Here is an 8370-nt window from a genome sequence, read left to right as displayed (position 1 = left end):
ATCAGAATGATAACTCCATCATTCCAGCGCACTCCTCCGAAAAAATTGTCCTATCGAAATGGACTATTGCATACAACGGTCTAGTGTATGATTTTGTTGCGTGTTTAAGCACTAAAGTTAGCAAATAAATCACAGATAGAAAGTCCGCTAGGACTTTCGTAAGTAGGCTCTAACTAGCAATGAATTATACACATTGTTAGCCATAGTTTTTTATTTCCTAAATATTACTTTATGTATTTTCAGTTCAATTTTTGTTCCGCCAATTCCTGTTCGTTCCATAAAATGTGTTCCCATTGGTTTTCCAATGTCAATTTTTTCAATTCTCGAAAAGTAATATTGAGCATCTCTTTCCGAAAATCTCGAAAGAGAATCTAATTTTAAATCACGAATTTTTTTCGCAAACTCTTTTCCATTTATCGGTTCTATCTCTTTCACAAGTCCAATTTCAGTTGGCAATTCCGATTCAGTTCCGTTAAAGAAGTGCATACTTTTCCTAACTCTCTTTTTTGGCTTAAATCCAAAAGGTGCTGGAATTAATAATTCTCCGTTTTTCGTGTAGTTATTATTGCTGTATTCAGAACTTGAAAATAGTGCTTTCGTATAAACTGTATTTTCGGTTTGTTGAAAATTCAGAGGTGTTTTGAAAGGATTTTTAAAATCCATTTCTTTATTTTCTGACTCTAACTCTAAATCACAATCTTCTGGTAAATTGAATGTTACTTCACAATCACAAAATCCACCATTCGATTCTAAAACATCAATCAAGTTAGCTTTATTAATTGCGTTTTTTTCAGCCCATTCGAAAGTGTTTTTCAATGAGTGGTCACATCCGTTTTTTTCAATTCGGTTTTCTATAAAAACACAAAGTTCAGTTACTTGATTTTCTGTTAATATGGTCATTTCTTAAATTATGGCTAACGGTTTAGTATAAGAATAGTAGCGGATTTATATGCTTTATTTTTCAGTTAAGCAATGACTTTTGTTAAAAGCACTTACTTTGAATTTAGAACTAAAACCGCTATTATTTTTATACATTGTTGTGTTTTCGTACTTTATTTTCCGTTCTGTTGATAGCGTTGGCAAAGACATACTCTTTTGCAATTTTTGGCTTGTGCTGTTGGCTGGAGCGAATTGCAAATGTGTATGGCTTATGCGTTGGCAATTATTCCAAGTATTTCTTTAATATTTCTTCTTTCCGCTGTGGAATTGTACTAATTTTATTCTTTAAGACAGTATTTTCCTTTTCAATTTTATCAATAAGTTTAGTGACTTTTGCCTGTTCTTTAATATCAATCAAAGGAATTTTTAATAATTCAATATCAGTTTTATTTATACTTGGATATGATGCTTTCGGCATTTTCGCTTCCATTTGTCTCATTAAATTAGAAGAATACATAAAGTAATAATAAACTAATTTTGTAATATATTCAGTATCTTTTTTGCTTTTAAGAATTGCAAAACCTGTAGAGAAAAGAGTGTCCTTTGGAGCATTTTCTATATATGCAAAACCTTTTAAATATGGTCTTACTGTTGAGATTATTACACTATCATTTTTTGCAATTCGTCTTGCTCTTGATGGAGCATTATTGCCGACTACTTCTTTATCAAAAGAAATTTCTCCTTTGCCATTTTGCATACTTTCAATATCTACGTATGTAAACGTAGCATCTTTGTATGTTGTTTTAGGGTTTTGACTTTCAGTATTTATTTTAATCTTGTCTTTTAATTTAACAGTACCGTTGTTAGAAAATAAAGTATTTATTGTATCATCTATTTTCAGTTTGTTTGAATTAACTTTCTCTACTATTTTATTTTCTTCTTTTTCTAAAATTTCAATTTCTGAAACTATCTTTTTTTGTACTTCTTTTGGAGGAAGCGGTATTTTTAAATTTCTTAAAATCGATAGAGAAACAAATTTTCTATTACTTCCTTTGCTCTCATAATTAATCTGATTTTTTATAATGTGATAATTAAGTAATTCTTTTAAATAGACATTACTTAGTTTCTTTGTTTTATCAAATTTGAAAAGAGCAACATTTTTTATTGCGAACTGTTTATTAGTTTTCACAATTACTGGAAACCCAATAGTTCCAATCATTGCATAAAGAATATCTCCTTTTTCAACTAAAGACCTCTTATTTATATCGTCAAAATCTTTTTTAGATATATTCTTAACATTACTGAAATCAATATAATTAGAGGTAATATTTTTAGAAGTTATTAGAGGGAAACCATCATTCACAAAAGTAGGGCTTTCGTGTGTGCCATCTCTAACATCACAAATACTTTCTAATTTAACAATTGGCCATTTACTTTTAACTTTTTTTTTAATGGATAAAGAAATAGTCTTTTCAAAATCGATTCTGTCAAAAGCAATCATATCTACCAAGTTTTGGTAACTAATATTCTTTTGTAATTTCTCAGGAATATCTAAATCAAATCTATTTTCAGTAAATGCTCTGTAGATATATGTACTTGCTTTTTCTGGGTTATCAAAAATAGTTGAGTCGTACAATTGCGTACAATCATCTATTTTTTTACCTCTTTGTATTGGATGAATTCCTTCACTTCCTCTGCGATTACTAAATTCGAAACCTAAAAATTGCTTTTCTTCTTTCTTTTGCCCTGTTTTTACTATAACTAATTTTTGATTGTAGGTAAGAATGAAATAAAATAGTTTTTCCTTCTCCAACTCTAATACCTTAGTCCAATTGAGTTTTTTACTTCGGTATGTTTTATAAATTTCGTGTTCTTCTATTGTTTTGTTTGGCGTTTTTTGAAGTAAAGTTTTATAATCATTAAATTTAACATCTTCCCAAACGTGAGAAATATATTTACTTATTGGCTTTTCAATTCCGTTTATGGTTACGTCTTGTAAATTGTTGAAAAACTTATCTAACGCTTCTTCAATTTTTAATAAAATTTCATCTTTTCTGCGTTTTAAAAAGAGTGTTACAGTATTTGTTCCTGTAGCCATAAATGTACCTGAACCTAATTCTGCAATTGCAATAATATCAAAGTGTTTTAATATAATTTCACGTGCTTCCGTATATATACCTGTGTTGCTTAAAATGGAACTTGGTAAAATTATTGAAGCAATTCCATCTGTTTTTAAAAGTTGTTTGGTACGTTCTACAAAAAGACATTCTATTTCAGAACTACGGTCTGTTAAACTATCATAAAGTTTAAAATCATCTTTTACATTTATATTTTTGATGTCTCCTTTAAACGAGCTTACAGAATAGGGCGGGTTGGAAACAATGAAAGAAAATTGAGGTTTTTCCACATTCTTTTTTAATAAACCTCTGTAACTTTTAGAATGCTTAAAACTATCTAAGCCATCTCCGTGAATTACTTGTGCCAAACCATCTCCATAGAAATAACAACCAACTTTAGCAACTTTAACTAAACGATAATCTTTTTCTATTCCGTAAACATATTTACTCGCCCAATCATATTTATTAATTCTCCAAGCATTCACAAAAGTTTCAGCATCATCCGTTTCTAATTTTGAAGTGTCAATATCATCTTCAATTACACGTTGGTATTCTTCCATTACCTCCGTTAAAAAGTGTCCACTTCCTACGCTATAATCAATTACGGCTGGCAATTCAGGAGTTCGTTTGTTTAATTGTTCTTTGATGTATTTTGAAATTGGCAAAGATTTGATTATAAAACGAGTGATAGGAGGAGGAGTGAAAAACTGACCTGCTTCTTGTTTTAATCCTGTGGTTAATAAACGTTCAAAAAAATCGCTTAAATGTTGTTGTTTTCTTGGGTAACGAATTTGAAAATTTTGCAACAATTGTACAACCTCTTTTAAAACAACCTGATTATCATCAAAAGAGTCGTTGTCAAACACTTCTTTGATGTCAAATACTTTATTGAAAATAAGAATGTTTTTTTTCTTGTTCTCTAAATCATTTTTGTCAGAATAGTTGAACATATCATCAGTAATACCTGCAACTTCTTTTTTTAAGAAATCATACATTCCTGATTTGTACAAGTTGATTAGTCTAATTTGAAATTCAACAGGACTATCTTTGTGCTCTTTCCATTGAAACTCTAACTCTTTACTGTCTCTTTTCTTTTCGTCAAAAATTTTGGCAAGAAAAAGATTGAATATTTTATTAAACGCATTTGGTTTGTCAGAAACCGAATGTTTTCTTAAGATTGATAAAAATTCGTAAAATATTTTTTGACTATCTTCTTCATTTAATGGTTTTAGGTCTTTTTTTGTTAGTTTTTTGTTTTCAAATAGATATGGTTTTACCCAATCTTCAAAAACACCATTAGAATTGCTAATCTTATTCCATCTATCATAAACGTCTTCAACATTTCCTGCTTGTCGGTAATGTTCTTCAATTTTTACAATTTCATTTTTATATAGTATTTCTTTTCCATCAAGTTTAGAAGCATAAAGCATTAATACTTCTGCATTATTATCTTGTTGGAAATAAGTAAATAATTGTCCTCCGTTTTTCTCTAAATTTTTAAATTCCTTGTCAAATTCCGTTCCCCAAGTTTTACACTCAATCATTAAATACGTTGATTTTTCTTGAGTAACCAAAATATCTAAACGCCCACTTGTTCCGTGTCCTGTTTTCCAAGTTTTTTCTAATGTAATATCTTTAGGTTGATAACCTTTTTCAAGTATTCTATCAACACATTCTAAAACTACCCAATTTTCTGCTTGTGAAAAATTTTGAGTGGTTTTGCTTTCGGATTTAATTATTTTTCCAAAATCGATTTTCTTTTTGTCAAAATCAACTTCTATCTCATAATTATTACATTCCGAATACTTTTTGTGATAAGTATTAGATGTATTTTCTTTAGGTTTAAATCCTAATGCTTGTATGAGTTTTTTAGTTTCCATAGTGAATTAGAATTTCATTTTTCCTTGTTTAGAGTTTATTTCTCTAATGTAACTCGATTGAGTTTCTGCTAATGCGTGAACTTTTTCAGAGCATTTATACTCGTAGGCTTCTTTTGCAAATTTATCAGCAAAGTAGCGGTCTTTTAATTGTATATAGTCAGTTTTAAAAAGTTCGGCAAGTAATTCAAGTTTTGCTACTGATAATCTTTTTTTGTCGTTTTCAATTCGACTTATAGCAGGAGTGTTAATTTTGATTAAAGCACCAAACTCAGTTTGGCTCCAACCTTTTTTCTCACGTTCAGTTTTTATGTATTTTCCGAAACTTGCCATTTTAAGGTTTTATCATTTTTAATTTTACCCAATTATAGCAAAAATACAATTTTAGTTTGTTTATACAACTTAATTTTCAATTAAAAAAGTATATGTCTCATTTTTATTCAGAGAGCGTTGGCAAGAAATTGCTCTTTTGGTTTTTAAAGTTTTGGCTCGTGCTTAGGCAAAAACCAAATGTGCAATTTATGCGGTTGGCTGTATGAAACACAACGTTTATGTATAAGAATAGTTGCGGTTTTGTGTGCGAGGATTTTTCGAAGGAAAATCAGACGTAAGCAAACAAGCAATATCCATAGGTTTAAGCTAAAATAGCAATTATTTTTATACTGTGTTACCTACAGTTTTTTATCCTGCCATAAGAGGCAATCCTCTTTTAAATTCAATATCGGTTAAATCGGTTAATTCTTTTTCGATTATACTTTTCAATTCAGTCGACACATAAATAAGTCCGTTTAATATTCCATAAATTTTAAGACCAATTGAATCCGTTTTATAGTAATCTTTAAATTCTATTTGGTTTCTCATTTTCAATTCAGAATAGTTTGTCCATTCTTCATTAGTTGCGCGTCTGAAAATAACTATTGGGTTCAATTCAATTTGGTCAGAAACATACTTCTTTAGAACATCGGCTATTTTATTTTCAATTAGTGAGTATCCAAATCCGTCAAGTACGTTTCTGAAAGTGCCAAATTCAGATATTTGATATCTTCCGTCTTTTAATTTTATTAAACTAACTTCTCTTATTAATTCGAAACTTTGTCCATCTTCAAAATCATCACTATCACAAGTAGTTCCTTTGTTACAAAGCCAATACGGTAAATTTTGCGTCATTTTCTCAAATTGTAGGTAACGTGTTTGTGTATGATTAGTTGCTGGAAAGGACGCGAGTCATTTTCCGCCGTAACCGAAAGATAATTAATAAGTTTGAATTTCCGATGAGGAAATACAGCCGCAATTAATTATACACAGTGTTAGCTGTAGTTTATTTCCACTCATTCAATATTTCGATAGCCTTTTTCAAAACTGAATCATTAAAATTTATAATGTCATCTGCAGTATTATTAATTTCAAATTGGACAGGTATCCCTTTTCCTTCATAATCTTTTCCATTTATCACATCAAAATATCTTTCGTTCGAAAGAGAGGAAATCCAACCATTTGGGAGCATTTTATATAGAGCATCTGATAAACTACCATTAGAAGGTGACCCAACTATTTTAACATGATCCAATTGTGATAAACCCAGAGGTATCATTTCTCCGGCACTTACAGTTTTGTCATTGATAAGAATGATAATCTTTTTTGTAAATTTATAATTACCAATCGGTTCAATGTAAATATCTTGAAGACTATCAAATTCTTTATAGTTACCACGTCTATTTTGTTTCCTATGACTTAAAATTTTACGATTAATCAATTTTCCCATAAATCTCATAGCTACTAAATCATATCCACCGCTATTTAATCTTAAATCAATAATTAAGCCATCTACACCAGTAAATTCTTTAAATATGCTATCTAGTATCTGCATTTGTTCTTGCATGGGCTGTTCTGGCATAAAGCTTATTGTTCTCAAATAACCCAAGTGTTTGTTTCTAGAATAACTAATCCAAGGAAGTGTTTCATTTAATGAACCAGCAGTTTTAATTGAGCTGAAGTTATTAATGTATAGGGTAGAATCTACAGCATTAAAATACCTTTTGGTAATGCTACCTTCATTATTAGGATATAAAACAGTTCTAGCTTTTATCAATTCTGAAACGATTTTAGACTCTTTTTTCGATTCATAATAGTACTCTTCACCTGCTTCTAATGTAACGTGAACATCATTAAAATCTCTCAGCATATTTTCCATTATGCCAAATAAAGTAGAGTCAGGCGTAGAAGAACTGATTTTATTTCTATATTTTGAATATTCTCTTTTCCAGTCAACATTTTTAATATTGAAATGGGAATAATTTTTTTCATAAAAATTCCAAAAAGATTCAAACGTGTATTCTTGAATAGACAAACTGCCGAATTGTTTAGCTTCTTCTATTTCCTGTAATTTCACAAAGGCATTATCATTTGTCGAATTTAATTCCAACGATTTCTTATAGTTTGCAATTGCTTTAGAGCTGTCGCCTTTTCTAAGTAAAATTTCTGCGTAGCTATCATATACATTATAAGAATCGGGATAAAGAAATGTATTCAATCTAAATATTTCTAAGGAATTTTCAATATCTTCATTCTCAAGCTTATGATAAGCTAAAGCATTAATAGAATCTTCTTGCACTTCTGATAATTTTGAATTAGTCAAATGAAGTTTATACAATTTCATTGCTTCTTTTGATGTCGAAGTATAAGGTTCTATTCTTGAACTACAGCCAATAAAAATTATTGATAGGAAGATAAAATGTTTTATTTTTTTCATCGACAGTTCTTTTAATTACAGCTAACGGTTTGTGTAAGGATAGTTGCGTGATTAAGTAACTAACTTAGCAAAAATGGAACGAACCAGAGGAAAATCCACAGGATTTTCCGAATAGGCTAGAACCAAGCAATTATTTTTACACTTTGTTGTACACCGTTTTTATATTATTATCAAACCTATTGGTAAATCATTTTCTAATTCCTCCATTTTTATTTCATTCCACCATTCTCGGGGAATTTGAGAAGTGTCCAATAGGAAACTAACTTCTATTTCTTTTACAATAACTGCAACATTCCCTTCTCCAGTTGATATTTCCTCAACCGTATATTTTTCTTTTAAATCGCCAAGAGTATTTCCGACTCCAATTCCTAAGTCAGTTTTGAATTTTTTACTATAAAGCCAAATTCTCCAAACTTTTTTTACCGTTTCCTCAGGCTCAACCGCATAAATTAATTCAGTATTTTCATAAACATTGAAAATGGAGTAGTCATCTCCTTCTAGGCTAATCGTTTCTTCTTTTACCTCATAAATTCCACTTTTGCTTTCTAAGAATTTAGAAATATCCATTCCAATTTTCACGCTATCAACTGAATCATTTCCGATAATTCCAGAATTAACAAATAGAAATAGTATTATTATATTCAGTATTTTCATTTTTCCTCAAATGGTGTACAACGTTAGATGTATAGTTAGTAACGACCGTAGGGAGATATTGACTATACATTGTGTTGTGTGCTTTATGCTTTTA

6 protein-coding genes are annotated in these 8370 nt (G+C 29.8%); all 6 read right to left on the bottom strand.

The window, feature by feature from the left end; translation table 11 throughout:
* Positions 1 to 210 precede the first annotated feature (210 nt).
* Positions 211 to 900 carry a DUF2695 domain-containing protein gene (locus Q0997_RS19810; protein WP_299892350.1) on the bottom strand — a complete coding sequence of 230 codons (690 nt, stop codon included), beginning with the start codon at positions 898 to 900 and terminating at the stop codon, positions 211 to 213.
* Positions 901 to 1162: 262 nt separating this feature from the next.
* Positions 1163 to 4876 carry an N-6 DNA methylase gene (locus Q0997_RS19805; RefSeq protein ID WP_299892348.1) on the bottom strand — a complete coding sequence of 1238 codons (3714 nt, stop codon included), beginning with the start codon at positions 4874 to 4876 and terminating at the stop codon, positions 1163 to 1165.
* A gap of 6 nt (positions 4877 to 4882) precedes the next feature.
* Complete coding sequence (locus Q0997_RS19800; protein WP_299892347.1) at positions 4883 to 5206, bottom strand: helix-turn-helix transcriptional regulator; 324 nt, start codon at positions 5204 to 5206, stop codon at positions 4883 to 4885.
* Positions 5207 to 5554: 348 nt separating this feature from the next.
* Entirely contained in the window at positions 5555 to 6040 is a 486-nt protein-coding gene (locus tag Q0997_RS19795) for a hypothetical protein (protein WP_299892345.1), read from the bottom strand.
* A gap of 151 nt (positions 6041 to 6191) precedes the next feature.
* Positions 6192 to 7622 carry a S41 family peptidase gene (locus Q0997_RS19790; protein WP_299892343.1) on the bottom strand — a complete coding sequence of 477 codons (1431 nt, stop codon included), beginning with the start codon at positions 7620 to 7622 and terminating at the stop codon, positions 6192 to 6194.
* A gap of 159 nt (positions 7623 to 7781) precedes the next feature.
* Positions 7782 to 8276, bottom strand: coding sequence for a hypothetical protein (locus Q0997_RS19785; RefSeq protein WP_299892342.1), 495 nt, complete (start codon positions 8274 to 8276; stop codon positions 7782 to 7784).
* Positions 8277 to 8370 lie beyond the last annotated feature (94 nt).

The organism is uncultured Lacinutrix sp. (assembly GCF_947500325.1).
Classification (GTDB): Bacteria; Bacteroidota; Bacteroidia; order Flavobacteriales; family Flavobacteriaceae; genus Lacinutrix.
The sequence above is the reverse complement of the archived record's forward strand: the minus strand, read 5'-3'. Positions and strand labels throughout refer to the sequence as shown.